This window comes from Streptomyces phyllanthi, from assembly GCF_009377205.1.
GTDB lineage: Bacteria > Actinomycetota > Actinomycetes > Streptomycetales > Streptomycetaceae > Streptomyces > Streptomyces phyllanthi.
In genome coordinates, this window is the sequence record NZ_VJZE01000209.1 from 1 (window position 1) to 14937 (window position 14937).

The window sequence follows — 14937 nt, forward strand, 5'->3', positions numbered from 1 at the left end:
GGTAGGGGCGGCGGGGGCGAGACACCCCTCCCGGGCCGCCGGAGGCGTCAGCCGGGGAACAAGCCGTCGTCGCTCAGCAGCTCCCGGACCTCCTCCAAGGTCGCGTCCGGAGACGGGAGGATGAGTTCGGACGGCTCCAGGGAGTCGTCCGGCAGCGGCGTGCCCAGGTCGCGGACCCTGTCCAGGAGGGCCTGGAGGGTGCGGCGGAAGCCGGGGCCGTCGCCGCTCTCCATCTCCACGAGCAGTTCGTCGTCCAGCTTGTTCAGTTCGGCGAGGTGGCTGTCCTCCAGCCTCACCTGCCCCTCCCCCATGATCCGTACGATCATGTCGCCCTCCTCAGGCGTGGGACCCGGACCGCCGGGCGGTCACTGCTTGTCGAAGCGCGGGGTGTCCTGCTGCTGGGACTGCGACGGGGAGGCGCTGCCCGTACCGGTGCCGCCCTCGATCGCCTGCTGCGAGGACGAGCCTCCGGCCAGCTCCGCCTTCATCCGCTGCAGCTCCAGCTCCACATCCGTACCACCGGAGAGCCGGTCCAGCTCGGCCTGGATGTCGTCCTTGGCCATGCCGGAGGGGTCGTCCAGGGCGCCCGAGGCGAGGAGCTCGTCGATCGCGCCGGCGCGGGCCTGGAGCTGGGCCGTCTTGTCCTCGGCGCGCTGGATGGCCAGGCCGACGTCGCCCATCTCCTCGGAGATACCGGTGAAGGCCTCGCCGATCCGGGTCTGGGCCTGGGCCGCCGTGTACGTCGCCTTGATGGTCTCCTTCTTGGTGCGGAAGGCGTCCACCTTCGCCTGGAGCCGCTGGGCGGCGAGGGTGAGCTTCTCCTCCTCACCCTGCAACGTCTGGTGCTGCGTCTCCAGGTCCGTGACCTGCTGCTGGAGCGCGGCACGGCGCGACAGCGCCTCGCGGGCCAGGTCCTCACGGCCCAGCGCCAGCGCCTTGCGGCCCTGGTCCTCCAGCTTGGACGACTGGGACTGGAGCTGGTTCAGCTGCAGTTCGAGGCGCTTGCGCGAGGTCGCCACGTCCGCGACTCCGCGACGCACCTTCTGGAGCAGCTCCAGCTGTTTCTGGTACGAGTAGTCGAGGGTCTCGCGCGGGTCCTCGGCCCGGTCAAGGGCCTTGTTCGCCTTCGCGCGGAAGATCATCCCCATACGCTTCATGACACCGCTCATGGGCTTCGCGCGCCCCCTTCTGACGGACTCCAGCTCCAGCGACTGCAACAGAACCCACAGTACGGGCCCTGCATCCATTACCGCACTGTTCGGGGACGGATGCGCTCATCCCCAAGGACGACTGCGTACGGCACTGCTCCGGCGTAGGGAGTAGGTGTCTCCCGGGGTTGTGTACGGGGTGGGTCCCGGAATTCCTCAGGCTCACTCGGGGCGGGCCGTCGCGGCCTTCCTTTTCAGGCCACTCTGTCCCCCTACATGACGAGCGGTGTTGCCGGATCGTTCCCCGCCCGGCTGGGGTCCATGCCACGGAACCCCGTACCCTTGGGTTTTGTGTTCCGTAGCCGTGCCAAGAGCGAGAAGAACGCGGTCGTCGAGAAGGCGCCCGTGAACGACTCCCAGCAGCCCCGTGACCCGCAGGCCCCCAAGGGCCGGCCCACCCCCAAGCGCAGTGAGGCCCAGGCGCAGCGCCGCAGCGTCGCCAACACGCCGAGCACGCGCAAGGAGGCCGCGAAGCGTGCCCGCGACGAGCGCCGGTCCGCGCTGGAGCGGCAGCGCCAGGCGCTGGCGGGCGGTGACGAGCGCTATCTGCCGGTCCGCGACAAGGGTCCGGTGCGGAAGTTCGCGCGTGACTTCGTGGACTCGCGGTTCTCCGTCGCGGAGTTCTTCCTGCCGCTGGCCGTGATCATCCTCGTACTGAGCATGGTGCGGGTGGCGTCGCTGCAGAACATCGCGCTGCTGCTGTGGCTCTTCGTGATCGTGCTGATCGTGGTCGACTCGATCTGGGTCGCGATGCGTCTGAAGAGGCAGCTGAACGAGCGCTACCCCGACGAGAACAAGCGGGGCGCCGTCGCCTACGCGCTGATGCGCACCCTCCAGATGCGTCGCCTCCGGCTGCCCAAGCCGCAGGTCAAGCGCGGAGAGCGGCCCTGAGCACGACATCTTTCTCCGGGGGCGCCGCACAGGCCTGGCTGAACAAGCTGGGCGGGCTGCGCGATGTCGTACGGCAGGAGCTGGTGGCCCGGCAGCTCGACGAGCAGATCGCCGGGCGGTTTCCCGTCGGGCAGCGGCTTCGGGTGCTGGACGTCGGTATGGGTCAGGGCACGCAGGCGCTGCGGCTGGCGCGGGCCGGGCACAAGGTGACCGGGGTCGAGCAGGACGCGACGATGCTCGCCGTGGCCCGGGAGGCCCTCGCCGGTGAGCCGGAGGGCATACGGAGCCGGGTCCGGCTGGTCGAGGGCGACGGCCGGGACACGGGTGTGCACTTCCTGCCGGGCGGCTTCGACGTGGTGCTGTGCCACGGTGTGCTGATGTACGTCGAGGAGCCGGACGCGCTGCTGGCCGGCCTGGCGCGCATGCTGGCGCCGGGCGGGCTGCTCTCCCTGCTCGTACGGAACGGGGACGCGCTCGCCATGCGGCCGGGTCTGGCCGGCGACTGGGCGGGCACGCTGGCCGCCTTCGAGTCCACGGCCTACACGAACCGGCTCGGCCTCGACGTACGCGCCGACCGCCTGGACGCGCTCACCTCCACCCTCGCGGGTATCGGCGCTCCCCTGCACGCCTGGTACGGCGTCCGGGTCTTCACCGACCTCGCCGACGACGACGCGCCGGTCCCGGAGGACGTGGACACCCTGCTGACCGCGGAGGAGCGAGCCGGCCGAACGGACCCGTACCGCCGGGTGGCCGCCCTGCTGCACCTGTGCGGTGTGAGGGGCTGACCCCACCCAAGCGGGTACCCACTCGGCCAGAGCCCGTTCGGCGGCCTACGGCGCGCAGGGGGCCACCCGGCGACGTGAGACTCGGGGCATGGATGACTCGCGTGTCCCCGGCCGCCGCCTCCCCGCCGTTCTCTCCGCTCTCGTCTGTGCCGTCGCCCTGCTGTCCGGCTGCTCCGGTTCCGGGGCGGACGCCGGGGGGAGCGGTCGGGAGGGGCTGACCACCCAGGCCGCCGTCCCCGCCGTGGACAACGACCTGCAGAACGACTACCAGAAGGTGATCAGGGACGTCCTGCCCTCGGTCGTGCAGATCCGGACGAGCGAGGGTCTGGGTTCCGGGGTGGTGTATGACGCCCAGGGGCACATCGTCACGAACGCGCACGTCGTGGGAGACGAGAGGACCTTCGGCGTGACGATCGCGAACAGCGAGAACGAGCTGGACGCGACGCTCGTGTACGCGTACCCGCAGCAGGACCTCGCCGTCGTGAAGCTGGACACGGTGCCGGACGGGCTGAAGGCGGTGACGTTCCAGGACTCCGGCCGGGTCCAGGTGGGACAGATCGTCCTGGCCATGGGCTCGCCGCTGGGACTGTCCTCCAGCGTGACGCAGGGGATCGTCTCGGCGACCGGACGGACCGTGACCGAGCCGGCCTCCGAGGGGAGGCCGGGAGCGACCATCGCGAACATGGTGCAGACCTCCGCCGCGATCAACCCCGGCAACAGCGGCGGCGCCCTCGTCGACCTCGACGGCCGGGTCATCGGCATTCCCACGCTCGCGGCCGTCGACCCGGGCCTGGGCGAGGGCGCGGCTCCGGGCATCGGCTTCGCCATCCCCGCGTCGACGGTGCGGACGCTCGCCGACCAGATCGTCGAGAACGGCAGGGTCACCGACTCCGGCCGGGCCGCGCTCGGCATCACGGGCCGTACGGTCGTCGGCGACGACTCCCGGCCCGAGGGGGTCGCCGTGGCCGAGGTCGTGGAGGGCGGCGCGGCCGACCGGGCGGGCATCGAGCCCGGGGACGTCATCACCGGGCTGGGTGACACGGAGATCACCACGATCACCTCGCTGTCCGAGGCCCTCGCGGAGGCACGGCCCGGGGACCGCACGACCGTGACGTACACGAGGAACGGGCGCGAGCAGACCGTCGAGGTGACCTTGGGAGAGCTGTAGAGCGGTCCGGGAACGGTCCGGGAAGCGACGGACCACGGCATCACGGACCGCCGACCGCACCGCCGGGCGGCCCGTCACCGCCCCGTCGCCCTCCGGGCCGTCACACCTTCGGCGTCCCGGCCCTCGCACCACCCGGCGGCCCGCCACCGCACCTCGGCCTCCCGGCCGCCGCACCGCCCCGCGGCCCGCCACCGCACCTCGGCCTCGCAGCCGCCGCACGTCGACCCCCGGCCCTCGCACCACCCGGCGGCCCGCCACCGCACCTTGGCGTCCCGGCCGTCACACCGCCCCGCGACCCGGCTACGCCTCCGACGCGTGCAGGCTCATCGGCCCGTAGATCTCCGTCGTGTCCTCGAACAGCCGGACCTGGTCCGCGCCCCCGTCGAGGAGGGCCTTCCAGTGCTCACCGATCCAGGACTCGGCATCCCCCTGCGTGGTGAACTCGTCGGGCTGCACCGCGGGCTGGACCTCCGCCCCGTCGGCCTTCTCGAACCGCCACGTCCATGCCGCCATGTGAGCCTCCAGCTTCGGTGAGTACCGGCCCGGTGCCGGAAACAGCACCGAGCAAGATCCGGTTCCTGCTCCAGAGCCTAAGCGCTCCGCACGCGGCACGGTACGGAAGCCTTGGACAAACCGCGGAGCGAGCCGTGGAACGAGCCATGGCCGGTCGGACGCGCAAGACCTGCGGGAAAGTTCGGGAACGCGCGAAAATCGGGCCCGTGGAACTGACACTGCTCGGCACCGGCGCCCCCGAGGGCCTCCCCCGCCCCGACTGTCCCTGCGCTGCCTGCGCGACCGCGCTCGGCGCCGACGCCCGCGCGGCGACCGCGCTGCTGGTGGACGGCATCCTGCTGCTCGATCTGACGCCCGGCGCCGCCCTGGCCGCCGCCCGCTCCGGGCGCACGCTGTCCGGCGTACGGCAGGTGCTGCTCTCGCATCCGCACGGCGGGCCCCCCATCGAGGTCCCGGCCGGGCTGCCGCAGCCGGGGCGGGTGCCGGACGGGCGGGAGCTGGCGCTGCTGACCGGGCACCGGGTGCGGGCGATCGCGATGGACGCGCCGGGGACGGGGTACGCGGTGACGGGACCGGACGGGCAGCGGCTGCTGTACCTGCCGCCCGGTGGCGCGGCCGCCGGGATCGGAGAAGGCTCCTCGGGGCCGTACGACATGGTGCTCGTCGATGTCGCGGGGCGGCCCGACGTGCTGGCGCGGCTGCGCGCGGTGGGGGCCGTCGGGCCGACGACCGATGTCGTCGCGGTGCACCTCGGCCACGACGTGCCACCGGGCGCCGAGCTCGGCCGTCGGCTCGCGGCCGCCGGTGCGCGGGCCGTGCCGGACGGTACGACGCTGACCGTGGGCGTCTACGAGGACGTACCGGACGTACCGCGGCGCACCCTCGTACTGGGCGGGGCGCGGTCCGGGAAGTCGGTGGAGGCGGAGCGGCGTCTGGAGGCGTTCCCCGACGTGCTGTACGTGGCGACGGGCGGTCCGCGGAACGGGGACGGCGAGTGGGCGGCCCGGGTCGCCGCCCACCGGGAGCGGCGACCCGGTTCCTGGCGCACCGCCGAGACGTGCGATCTCGTGCCGCTGCTGAAGGACGACGGCGCTCCCCTGCTCATCGACTGTCTGTCCCTGTGGCTGACGGACGCGATGGACTCCGTCGACGCCTGGGACGACGCCGAGTGGGCGGACGGCGGTGAGCGTGCCCTCAGGGCGCGGGTGCGGGAACTGACCGAAGCCGTGCGCGAGACCCGCCGTACGGTCGTCGCGGTGTCCAACGAGGTGGGCTCGGGGATCGTCCCCGCGACACCCTCGGGCCGCCGCTACCGGGACGAACTCGGGCGCCTGAACGCGGCGTTCGCGGACGAGTGCGAGCAGGTGCTGCTGGTGGTGGCGGGGCAGGCGCTGCCGCTGCGCGGATGACGATCAGCCGTCGTCCCGCGCCGGTTCCCTTCGGGCGATGATCCGGTAGGCGTTCGAGAAGCGGGTGCGGCGCAGCAGCGGGGCGAGGCCGAGGTCCAGGGCCGCGGCCGAGGCCAGGAGGGGCAGCCCGGCCCAGGTCAGGGCGGTACGGGCGCGGGAGCGGGTCAGGGCCAGCCACAGGGCGCCCGTCAGGTCGTACGGGATGTGCGGGGCGCGCCGGTCGGTGGCGACGACCGTGCAGCCGTGCGACTCCAGTTCCCGTACCAGGTTCCCCAGCGGCATCAGATGCAGATGGCGCGGCTGGTCGTACGGCACCCACCACTTGCCGAGCAGCGTGCCGAACGCACAGGCGGGGTCCGGGACTTCGACGACGAGGTGGCCTCCGGGGCGGAGCACGTCGAGGGCGGCGCGGAGTTCCGCGCGGGGGTCGGGGGCGTGTTCGAGGTGGTGGAACATGCTGACCACGTCGTAGCGGCCGCGCAGCCGCCCGGCGATCTCCGGGTCGGTGAGCGCGCCCTGCTGCGCCTCCTCGACGCGTCCGGCGGCGCGGGCCCGTTCGACGCGCGGCGTGGCGTCGAGTCCGTCGAAGGCGGTGTACGGGTGCACCTCCCTGGCGGCCTCGGGGAAGTGTCCGTGCCCGGTGCCGACGTCGAGCCAGCTCTCGGGCTCGGGGTACGGCAGCATCGCGCGGGCGGCGGCCCGGTGACGGCGGCGGATGCCGCGGGCGCCCAGGAGGCGTTCGGCGAGGAAGTCATGGCCTCCCCGGGGGCCGCGGCCCCGGACGCCCGGCGCCTGGGCGGTGAGCCTCGGGTTCTGGAAGACGTGCCCGCAGTCCCGGCACCCGTCGACCACGAACGTGCCCGGGACCCGGCGCGCCGGATCGTGCGAACGGATCCGGACGCGCAGCCGTCGCGAACCGCACCAGGGGCAGTCCTCGCGGCGCGGCGCGGAGCCGGTCTCGGGTCGCGGCGCGGGGAACGGCCCGGTGGCGGGGGCGAGTTCGGGCCGGTTCGGCTGGGGGGCGGCAGACATGGCGACTCCGTACGACATTCCGGAACTCTGGACCAAAAGGAACGTATGGGATCGCGATGACGTGGTGACGGTGTGACGCCGCCGTGTTCGATCGCTGCCGGTACTGTTCGGCGAATGAGCTCGCTTAATCTCGACGACTTCACCGATCTGATCGAGCGCCCCGACGGTGGGGTGCGCCGCGATGCCGAGGCGCGGCGGGCGCGACAGGTCGTGCCGCCCGGGGCACTGGGGCGCCTCGACGACCTGGGCGAGTGGCTGGCGGCGGCGCAGTCCTCCGTGCCGGTGCGTCCGGTCACCCGGCCGCGTGTGGTGCTGTTCGCGGGTGACCACGGGGTCGCCGGACTCGGTGTCTCCGCGCGGCCCGCGGGCAGCGCACACGAGCTGGTGCGGGCGGTGCTCGACGGGAGCAGCCCGGTGGCGGTGCTGGCCCGGCGGCTCGACGTGCCCGTGCGGGTGGTGGACATGGCGCTCGACTGCGAGCCGGAGGAGCTCCCGGACGAGGTCGTACGGCACCGGGTGCGGCGCGGGTCCGGCCGTATCGACGTCGAGGACGCGCTGACCCTCCAGGAGGCGGAGGCGGCGTTCCTCGCGGGGGTCGCGGTCGCGGACGAGGAGGCCGACTCCGGTACGGATCTGGTGGTCCTCGGCGATGTGAGCGTCGGGGGGACCACGGCGGCGGCCGTACTGGTCGCCGCGCTGTGCGGAACGGACGCGTCCGTCGTCACCGGCCGGGGCGGCCGGGCGATCGACGACCTGGCGTGGATGCGCAAGTGCGCGGCCGTACGGGACTCCCTGCGGCGGGCCCGGCCGGTGCTCGGAGAGCAGTTGCGGCTGCTGGCGACGGTGGGCGGCGCCGATCTGGCCGCGATGACGGGCTTCCTGCTCCAGTGCGCCGTACGGAAGACGCCGGTGATCCTGGACGGTGTCGTGTCGGCCGCCTGCGCCCTCGTGGGCCAGCGGGTCGCCTTCCGGGCGCCGGACTGGTGGCTCGCGGGCCAGAACAGCGGCGAGCCGGCCCAGGCGAAGGCCCTCGACCGCATGGCCATCGAGCCCCTCCTCGACCACGGCGTGAGCGTCGGCGAGGGTGCGGGCGCGCTGCTGGCCCTGCCGCTCGTCCAGGCCGCGGCGGCGCTGGCGGCGGAACTGCCGGAGCAGGCGCCGGAGAAGCCCGAGGAGCCTGAGGAGCCCGAGGAGCAGGAGAAGCCCGAGGAGGAGTAACCGGGAGGGCCGGTTCCGCGGGTGCGGGAGAGATCGGTCACCCCGGGGCCCGCTCAACTCCACGGTGTTCCGCGCCGTCTTCGAACGTGACCCGTGCCCCGGGGTTCCTGGTGCGCGGGGCCGCCGACGTGGCCGTACCGCGAGCACCTGGAGTCCGCAGAGATGAGCGCCCTCGCCCGCTGGGCCCGCGCCGAATGGGGAGCGCTGTACGGCACCGTCCGCACGGCCCTGCTCGAACGCGGCCCGCGGGCGGTCCCGCTCGCCCTGACGGGCGTCTGCCTCGCGGCGGTCCTGCACTTCGCGCACGGGCGGGCGTGGGGCTACGGGTTCGTGGAGGCGGTCGGTGCCGTACGCGCCGAGGACCCGCTCTGGCTCGCCCTTCTGCGCACGCCGCTCTCCCTCTTCGTACCGGCCCTGCATCTGCCCGTGTGGGGCGCGCTGCTGCAGATCCTGTGCGTGTTCGGGATCGCGGAGATCTGTCTGGGCCGGTGGCGGGCGCTCGCCGTCGCGTACGGCGCCACACTGGCGGGCACGCTGTACGCGCGCGTGGGCGTCGCGCTCGGCCCGGACGTCCCTCTGGGGCTGCCCGCGTCGGACGCGGGGGTCGTCGACACCGGGCCGTCGGCCGCCGTGGTCGGGCTCGCCGTGGTCGTGGGCCTGCGCCACCGGGCGTATGTCACGGCGGCCCTGGTGATCGTGGCGATGGTCGTCGAGGTACTGGTCAAGGAGAACCTCGCGGGCAAGGAGCATCTGGCGGCGATCGCGGCGGTGCTGGTGGTGTCCGCGGTCACCAAGTGGCGTCAGTGGCGTTCGGGGGTGCGGCTGGGCTCCGGGAGTTCGTCGGGCGCTCCGCCGATCCAGTCCTGAATCCTGCGGCGCGGGCCGGCCCAGCGGCGGTCGTGGTGGTAGGCGCGCAGCCGGGACTTGGCGCGGGCGCGCGGGCGGCGGCCGTAGAAGCGCTTGGCCCAGGGCGAGCCGGGGCGGGCCAGCCGGATGGCGCCGATCACGGCAAGGAAGGGCACGATCGCGCCGAACAGCGCGATACGGGCCTTGCCCTTGCTGAGGGCGAGGAGCGCGAAGAAGAAGTTCAGGGCGACGCCGAGGATCGCCGAGCCGCGGCCCTCCAACTCCTCCTCGTCGAGGTCGTTCACCCCGAACGGCAGGAAGCCGCAGAGCACCAGGCCGACGAGGGCCGCCGTCAGCACCACCATCTCCACGCTCTTGCGCCCCTGTTCGGTCCAGTACACGTCGTCGAGGTGCAGGATCAGCGCGAACTCGTCCAGCATCAGGCCCACGCCCACGCCGAACAGCACGGCGCACAGGGCCGGGCCGACGCCGTGCCGTCCGCTCGCCACCGCGCCGAAGCCGCCGGTCACCGTCAGGACGACACCGGGGACCACGTGGTGGATGTGCACACCGCCGGAGTCGATGTTGCGGAACGGGCCCTTGCCCGCGCGGATCATGCGGGTGATGACCCGGGTGATCATGAAGGTCAGAACGAAGGAGGTGAGGGCGAGGAGAAGGGGAAGTTTGCCCGGTTCGATGATGTTCCGCTGCCACCAGTGACCCATACGCGCACTTTATCCATGTTTTCTGTCATACCTGCTCAACAACCGCCATCCACCGCTGAACAGCCCGCCATCAGGAGTCCTCAGGCCCCCGGGTACCCTGCGCCAGGTGTCCAAGCCGGTGTTCACGACCTCCCTCCCCGAGGGCCTGCGCTTCGCCTTCGGCACGCTCACCGTGCTGCCCGTCACCGTGACCCGCTGGGACCGTGAGGCCGCGCGCGCGGGGATGCTGTGCGCGCCCGCCGCCGGGCTGGTCGTCGGGCTCGCCTCCGCCGCGCTCGGGCTCCTGCTGCTCCTCCTCGGCGCGGGCCCCCTGCTCGCCGCCGTGGCCACCACCGCTGTACCCGCCGTCCTCACCCGCGGCCTCCACCTCGACGGCCTCGCCGACACCGCCGACGGGCTCGGCAGCGGCAGGCCCGCCGAGGACGCGTTGCGGATCATGAAGCAGTCGGACATCGGCCCGTTCGGCGTGCTCACCCTGGTCCTCGTCCTGCTCGCCCAGGTCGCCGCGCTCGCGGAGGAGTACGGGGAGTCCTGGTCCCGGGGAGCTCTGGCCGCCGTCGTCTCGGCGACCGCCGCCCGGCTCGCCCTCACCCTGGCCGCGCGGGCCGGGGTGCCGGCCGCGCGCCCGGAGGGGCTGGGCGCGGCGGTCGCCGGGGCGGTCCCGGTGGGCGGGGCGGTGGCCGTGGCCCTCGCCGTCACGGCGGTGTCCGCCGCCGGGGGCGCGCTGCCCGGGACGTACGGCCCTGTGCGTACGGCCCTCGCGGTGGTCGTCTCCCTCGCCGTGGCCGAGCTGCTCCTGCGGCACTGCACGCGCCGCTTCGGCGGGGTCACCGGTGATGTCTTCGGCGGGGTCGCGGAGACGGCGGCGACGGCGGCGCTCGTGATGCTGTCGCTGGGGTGAGGCGCGGGGTGGGGAACCGCTGCCGCCGGGTCCTGGCAGCAGGACTGAGAGCCTGTGTCATATCCCCGGCCGGGCGCGCGACGCCTGGCACGCACGCTCGCCGCGTTGCCGAAACGCCCACGTGACTCCTCCCCCACTCTCGGCTTCGCTCGAGCGGGGGGACCCCCATCGAGGGCGCTCCGGCGCCTTGCGATCGCACGCACCAGACGCCGCGCGCTGATCCGACCGGGGATATGACACAGGCTCTGACTCCCGCTCAGTCCTGGGGAACGGCACGCCGGATCCGTACGCCCTGACCGTCCGGCCGTCGTGTGCCGCACTCAAGTCGGCGTCGGGGAACCCTCTTTGGGGTGAAGCGGGACGTTCGGAGGGGCCGACGGCGTGAGAGGCTCGACCGTGCGGCCAGGCTCTTCGGCCCGGCCACGTGCCGCGGCTACGGCGCCGGAAGGGGCGGACGCCTGTGGCCGCCGTGAGGTACCGCGGCACGGTATCCGTCCGCCCGGGTGCCGCGCCCCAGGTCCGATCGGCCGAACAGGGCCTAGTCTCGTCCTTGGCACCCCTGCGATCCGGCCGGATCCCGCGCACCGCGGAATCCCGGCCCGGCGGGGGCCGCCACGCACCGCGGATCTAGGGTCTCCCCAGGGCCGGTCGACCCCATCCGTTCGGCCACTGGAACTCAATTGGAAGCGAGATTTCACCACCGTGACTGCTCTCACTCTCAGCACCGCCGCCGCGTCAGGCCTCCGCGCCGACGCGATCGTGGTCGGTGTCGCGAAGAGCCCGAAGGGCGCCAAGGGACTATCCGTCGCGCCGGGCGCCGAGGCCGTGGACAAGGCGTACGGCGGCAAGCTGGCCGGCGTCCTGGAGACCCTCGGCGCCTCGGGCGCCGAGGGCGAGGTGACGAAGCTGCCCGCGCCGTCCGGCTTCAAGGCTCCGCTCGTGGTGGCGGTGGGCCTGGGAGCTGAGCCCGAGAAGGACTCGTCGTTCGGGACCGAGACGCTGCGCCGTGCGGCCGGTGCCGCGGCCCGGGCCCTGGCCGGCTCGAAGAAGGCCGCGTTCGCGCTGCCCGTCGCGGACGCCGGTGATGTCGGCGCCGTCGCCGAGGGCGCGCTGCTCGGGGCGTACGCCTTCGACGCGTACAAGGCGAACGGCAAGGACCCGAAGGCCAGGAACGGCAAAGCGCCCCTCGCCGAGGTCGCCGTACTCGGTGCCAAGCCCCGCGACCGCGCCCACAAGGCCGCCGCGGAGCGGGCCACCGCCGTGACGGAGGAGCTCAACCGCGCCCGCGACCTGATCAACACCCCGCCGAACGACCTGAACCCGGAGGCTTTCGCCGCCGTCGCGCAGGCCGCGGCCAAGGAGCACGGCATCAAGGTGCAGGTGCTCGACGAGAAGGCCCTGGAGAAGGGCGGCTACGGGGGCATCCTCGGCGTGGGCGCCGGGTCGGCCTCGGCGCCCCGTCTGGTGAAGCTGTCGTACACCTCCTCCAAGGCGAAGAAGCACCTCGCCTTCATCGGCAAGGGCATCACGTACGACTCGGGCGGTATCTCGCTCAAGCCCGCGGGCCACAACGAGACGATGAAGTGCGACATGAGCGGCGCGGCGGCGGTCTTCGCCGCGGTCGTGGCCGCCGCGCGGCTCGGCCTCGAGGTCAACGTCACCGGCTGGCTCGCCCTCGCCGAGAACATGCCGTCCGGCTCCGCCACCCGCCCCGGTGACGTGCTGCGCATGTACAGCGGCAAGACCGTCGAGGTGCTGAACACCGACGCCGAGGGCCGGCTCGTCCTGGCCGACGCGATCGCCAGGGCCTGCGAGGAGAAGCCGGACGCGGTCGTCGACGTCGCCACGCTGACGGGCGCGATGATGCTGGCGCTCGGGAACCGGACGTTCGGGATCATGGCGAACGACGACGCGTTCCGCTCCGCGGTGCACGAGGCGGCCGAGGAGGTGGGCGAGGCGGCGTGGCCCATGCCGCTGCCGGACCACCTGCGCAAGGGAATGGACTCGCCCACGGCCGATCTCGCGAACATCGGTGAGCGCTTCGGGGGCGGGCTGGTCGCCGGGCTCTTCCTGAAGGAGTTCGTGGGCGAGGGGATCACCTGGGCCCACCTGGACATCGCGGGGCCGGCGTTCAACGAGTCCGGGCCGTTCGGTTACACGCCGAAGGGCGGTACGGGCAGCGCGGTGCGGACGCTGGTACGGCTTGCCGAGCTGACGGCTTCGGGAGATCTCGGCTGAGGCCGCGTCGCCGTGCGCCCGGGGCTCGGTCCGGCCCGTTCCACGGCGGCTGCGGGTTGTCTTCGGCTGATCGCGCGGCCCCCCGCGTCCCCGGCAGGGGCGCGGGGGGCCGCAGTGCGATGTCTCACACACCGGCCCGGCGTCCCGCCCACCATCGACAAGTGCGAAGATGGGGCCCGGCAGGACAGGGCCCCACGAAGGGCCGAAGTAGAGCGGCCGGACAACAGCCGACCGACGGGTCGCCCCCGAACGGGACAAAGGGGCCCGGGCGCACGGCGCAATGCATGGAGGACGTGACGTGGCGAACGACGCCAGCACCGTTTTCGACCTAGTGATCCTCGGCGGTGGTAGCGGTGGTTACGCCGCGGCCCTGCGCGGGGCGCAGCTGGGCCTGGACGTCGCCCTGATCGAGAAGGACAAGGTCGGCGGTACCTGCCTGCACCGGGGTTGCATCCCCACCAAGGCCCTGCTGCACGCGGGCGAGATCGCCGACCAGGCCCGCGAGAGCGAGCAGTTCGGTGTGAAGGCCAGCTTCGAGGGCATCGACGTGCCCGCCGTCCACAAGTACAAGGACGAGGTCATCTCGGGCCTGTACAAGGGCCTCCAGGGTCTGGTCGCCTCCCGCAAGGTGACCTACATCGAGGGTGAGGGGCGCCTGTCCTCCCCCACCTCGGTCGACGTCAACGGCCAGCGCGTCCAGGGCCGTCACATCCTGCTCGCCACCGGCTCGGTGCCGAAGTCCCTGCCGGGCCTGGAGATCGACGGCAACCGCGTCATCTCCTCGGACCACGCCCTCGTCCTGGACCGTGTGCCCCAGTCCGCGATCGTCCTCGGCGGCGGTGTCATCGGCGTCGAGTTCGCCTCCGCCTGGAAGTCCTTCGGTGCCGACGTCACCGTCATCGAGGGCCTGAAGCACCTGGTCCCGGTCGAGGACGAGAACTCCTCCAAGCTCCTCGAGCGCGCCTTCCGCAAGCGCGGCATCAAGTTCAACCTGGGCACCTTCTTCCAGAAGGCCGAGTACACCGAGAACGGTGTCAAGGTCACGCTCGCCGACGGCAAGGAGTTCGAGGCCGAGGTCCTCCTCGTCGCCGTCGGCCGCGGTCCGGTCTCGCAGGGCCTGGGCTACGAGGAGGCCGGGGTCGCCATGGACCGCGGTTACGTCCTCGTCGACGAGTACATGCGCACGAACGTCCCGACCGTCTCCGCCGTCGGCGACCTGGTTCCGACGCTGCAGCTCGCGCACGTGGGCTTCGCCGAGGGCATCCTGGTGGCGGAGCGTCTGGCCGGTCTGAAGACCGTGCCGATCGACTACGACGGCGTGCCGCGGGTGACGTACTGCCACCCGGAGGTCGCCTCCGTCGGCATCACCGAGGCCAAGGCCAAGGAGATCTACGGCGCGGACAAGGTCGTCGCCCTGAAGTACAACCTGGCGGGCAACGGAAAGAGCAAGATCCTCAAGACCGCGGGCGAGATCAAGCTCGTCCAGGTCAAGGACGGTGCCGTGGTCGGCGTCCACATGGTCGGCGACCGCATGGGCGAGCAGGTCGGCGAAGCCCAGCTGATCTACAACTGGGAGGCGCTGCCGGCCGAGGTCGCCCAGCTCGTCCACGCCCACCCGACGCAGAACGAGGCGCTCGGGGAGGCCCACCTGGCCCTCGCGGGCAAGCCCCTCCACTCGCACGACTGACGCCTTCAGTCCGCGACGACACTGACTTCCGCAATTTCGTAAGGAGCAACCGAAACCATGGCGGTTTCCGTAACCCTTCCGGCGCTCGGTGAGAGCGTCACCGAGGGCACTGTCACCCGCTGGCTGAAGGCCGAGGGCGAGCGCGTCGAGGCCGACGAGCCGCTGCTCGAGGTGTCCACCGACAAGGTCGACACCGAGATCCCCTCCCCCGCCGCCGGTGTGCTGGCGTCCATCAAGGTCGCCGAGGACGAGACGGTCGAGGTCGGCGCCGAGCTCGCCGTCATCGACGACGGCACGGGCGCCCCCGCGGCCGCCC

15 protein-coding genes are annotated in these 14937 nt (G+C 72.8%); 10 read left to right on the plus strand and 5 right to left on the minus strand.

Annotated features, from left to right (window positions below):
- Positions 1 to 47: 47 nt before the first annotated feature.
- The gene (gene pspAA / locus FNH04_RS25860) at positions 48 to 326 is read right to left on the minus strand and encodes a PspA-associated protein PspAA (RefSeq protein WP_152788196.1); all 279 of its coding nucleotides are present in this window, start codon (positions 324 to 326) and stop codon (positions 48 to 50) included.
- A 39-nt stretch (positions 327 to 365) separates the two neighbouring features.
- Complete coding sequence (locus FNH04_RS25865; protein ID WP_152788205.1) at positions 366 to 1169, minus strand: PspA/IM30 family protein; 804 nt, start codon at positions 1167 to 1169, stop codon at positions 366 to 368.
- A gap of 255 nt (positions 1170 to 1424) precedes the next feature.
- On the opposite strand from FNH04_RS25865, the gene FNH04_RS25870 reads away from it, so the two are divergent.
- From FNH04_RS25870 to FNH04_RS25880, 3 genes are all read left to right on the plus strand, one after another.
- On the plus strand, positions 1425 to 2099 hold the full coding sequence (locus FNH04_RS25870) for a DUF3043 domain-containing protein (protein ID WP_152788197.1): 675 nt from the start codon (positions 1425 to 1427) through the stop codon (positions 2097 to 2099).
- A gap of 83 nt (positions 2100 to 2182) precedes the next feature.
- Complete coding sequence (locus tag FNH04_RS25875) at positions 2183 to 2884, plus strand: class I SAM-dependent methyltransferase (protein ID WP_322723870.1); 702 nt, start codon at positions 2183 to 2185, stop codon at positions 2882 to 2884.
- A gap of 88 nt (positions 2885 to 2972) precedes the next feature.
- The gene (locus tag FNH04_RS25880; RefSeq protein ID WP_152788198.1) at positions 2973 to 4052 is read left to right on the plus strand and encodes a S1C family serine protease; all 1080 of its coding nucleotides are present in this window, start codon (positions 2973 to 2975) and stop codon (positions 4050 to 4052) included.
- A 300-nt stretch (positions 4053 to 4352) separates the two neighbouring features.
- Here FNH04_RS25880 and FNH04_RS25885 read toward each other — a convergent pair whose 3' ends face one another.
- Positions 4353 to 4565: a hypothetical protein gene (locus FNH04_RS25885; protein WP_152788199.1), complete on the minus strand. Its 213-nt coding sequence runs from the start codon at positions 4563 to 4565 to the stop codon at positions 4353 to 4355.
- Positions 4566 to 4771: 206 nt separating this feature from the next.
- Here FNH04_RS25885 and FNH04_RS25890 point away from each other — a divergent pair, with 206 nt between their 5' ends.
- Positions 4772 to 5974, plus strand: a complete 1203-nt coding sequence (locus tag FNH04_RS25890; protein WP_322723872.1) for a bifunctional adenosylcobinamide kinase/adenosylcobinamide-phosphate guanylyltransferase — start codon at positions 4772 to 4774, stop codon at positions 5972 to 5974.
- Between the two features lie 3 nt (positions 5975 to 5977).
- Here the strand turns inward: FNH04_RS25890 and FNH04_RS25895 are convergent, their stop codons facing one another.
- Positions 5978 to 7006, minus strand: a complete 1029-nt coding sequence (locus FNH04_RS25895) for a class I SAM-dependent methyltransferase (protein ID WP_152788200.1) — start codon at positions 7004 to 7006, stop codon at positions 5978 to 5980.
- 114 nt (positions 7007 to 7120) lie between these two features.
- Here FNH04_RS25895 and cobT point away from each other — a divergent pair, with 114 nt between their 5' ends.
- Together cobT and FNH04_RS46695 are read left to right on the plus strand one after the other, a co-directional pair.
- Entirely contained in the window at positions 7121 to 8224 is a 1104-nt protein-coding gene (gene cobT, locus FNH04_RS25900; RefSeq protein ID WP_152788201.1) for a nicotinate-nucleotide--dimethylbenzimidazole phosphoribosyltransferase, read from the plus strand.
- Between the two features lie 162 nt (positions 8225 to 8386).
- A complete protein-coding gene (locus FNH04_RS46695) occupies positions 8387 to 9091 on the plus strand; it encodes a hypothetical protein (protein WP_194236820.1) in 705 nt (234 codons plus the stop codon).
- Here FNH04_RS46695 and FNH04_RS25910 read toward each other — a convergent pair.
- Positions 9025 to 9795: a hypothetical protein gene (locus FNH04_RS25910; RefSeq protein WP_152788202.1), complete on the minus strand. Its 771-nt coding sequence runs from the start codon at positions 9793 to 9795 to the stop codon at positions 9025 to 9027. The genes FNH04_RS46695 and FNH04_RS25910 overlap by 67 nt on opposite strands.
- A gap of 106 nt (positions 9796 to 9901) precedes the next feature.
- Here FNH04_RS25910 and FNH04_RS25915 point away from each other — a divergent pair, with 106 nt between their 5' ends.
- From FNH04_RS25915 to FNH04_RS25935, 4 genes are all read left to right on the plus strand, one after another.
- Entirely contained in the window at positions 9902 to 10696 is a 795-nt protein-coding gene (locus FNH04_RS25915; protein ID WP_322723873.1) for an adenosylcobinamide-GDP ribazoletransferase, read from the plus strand.
- Positions 10697 to 11398: 702 nt separating this feature from the next.
- Complete coding sequence (locus FNH04_RS25925) at positions 11399 to 12934, plus strand: leucyl aminopeptidase (protein ID WP_322723875.1); 1536 nt, start codon at positions 11399 to 11401, stop codon at positions 12932 to 12934.
- A 298-nt stretch (positions 12935 to 13232) separates the two neighbouring features.
- Positions 13233 to 14621 carry a dihydrolipoyl dehydrogenase gene (gene lpdA / locus FNH04_RS25930; protein ID WP_322723876.1) on the plus strand — a complete coding sequence of 463 codons (1389 nt, stop codon included), beginning with the start codon at positions 13233 to 13235 and terminating at the stop codon, positions 14619 to 14621.
- A gap of 57 nt (positions 14622 to 14678) precedes the next feature.
- On the plus strand, positions 14679 to 14937 hold a 259-nt coding region (locus FNH04_RS25935), incomplete at its 3' end, for a biotin/lipoyl-containing protein (protein WP_322723877.1).

Excerpts from the sequence above, each read along its gene's own strand:
- pspAA (WP_152788196.1), bottom strand. The coding sequence starts at position 326 with ATGATCGTACGGATCATGGGGGAGGGGCAGGTGAGGCTGGAGGACAGC.
- FNH04_RS25865 (WP_152788205.1), bottom strand. The coding sequence starts at position 1,169 with ATGAGCGGTGTCATGAAGCGTATGGGGATGATCTTCCGCGCGAAGGCG.
- FNH04_RS25870 (WP_152788197.1), top strand. The coding sequence starts at position 1,425 with ATGACGAGCGGTGTTGCCGGATCGTTCCCCGCCCGGCTGGGGTCCATG.
- FNH04_RS25880 (WP_152788198.1), top strand. The coding sequence starts at position 2,973 with ATGGATGACTCGCGTGTCCCCGGCCGCCGCCTCCCCGCCGTTCTCTCC.
- FNH04_RS25885 (WP_152788199.1), bottom strand. The coding sequence starts at position 4,565 with ATGGCGGCATGGACGTGGCGGTTCGAGAAGGCCGACGGGGCGGAGGTC.
- FNH04_RS25895 (WP_152788200.1), bottom strand. The coding sequence starts at position 7,006 with ATGTCTGCCGCCCCCCAGCCGAACCGGCCCGAACTCGCCCCCGCCACC.
- cobT (WP_152788201.1), top strand. The coding sequence starts at position 7,121 with ATGAGCTCGCTTAATCTCGACGACTTCACCGATCTGATCGAGCGCCCC.
- FNH04_RS46695 (WP_194236820.1), top strand. The coding sequence starts at position 8,387 with ATGAGCGCCCTCGCCCGCTGGGCCCGCGCCGAATGGGGAGCGCTGTAC.
- FNH04_RS25910 (WP_152788202.1), bottom strand. The coding sequence starts at position 9,795 with ATGGGTCACTGGTGGCAGCGGAACATCATCGAACCGGGCAAACTTCCC.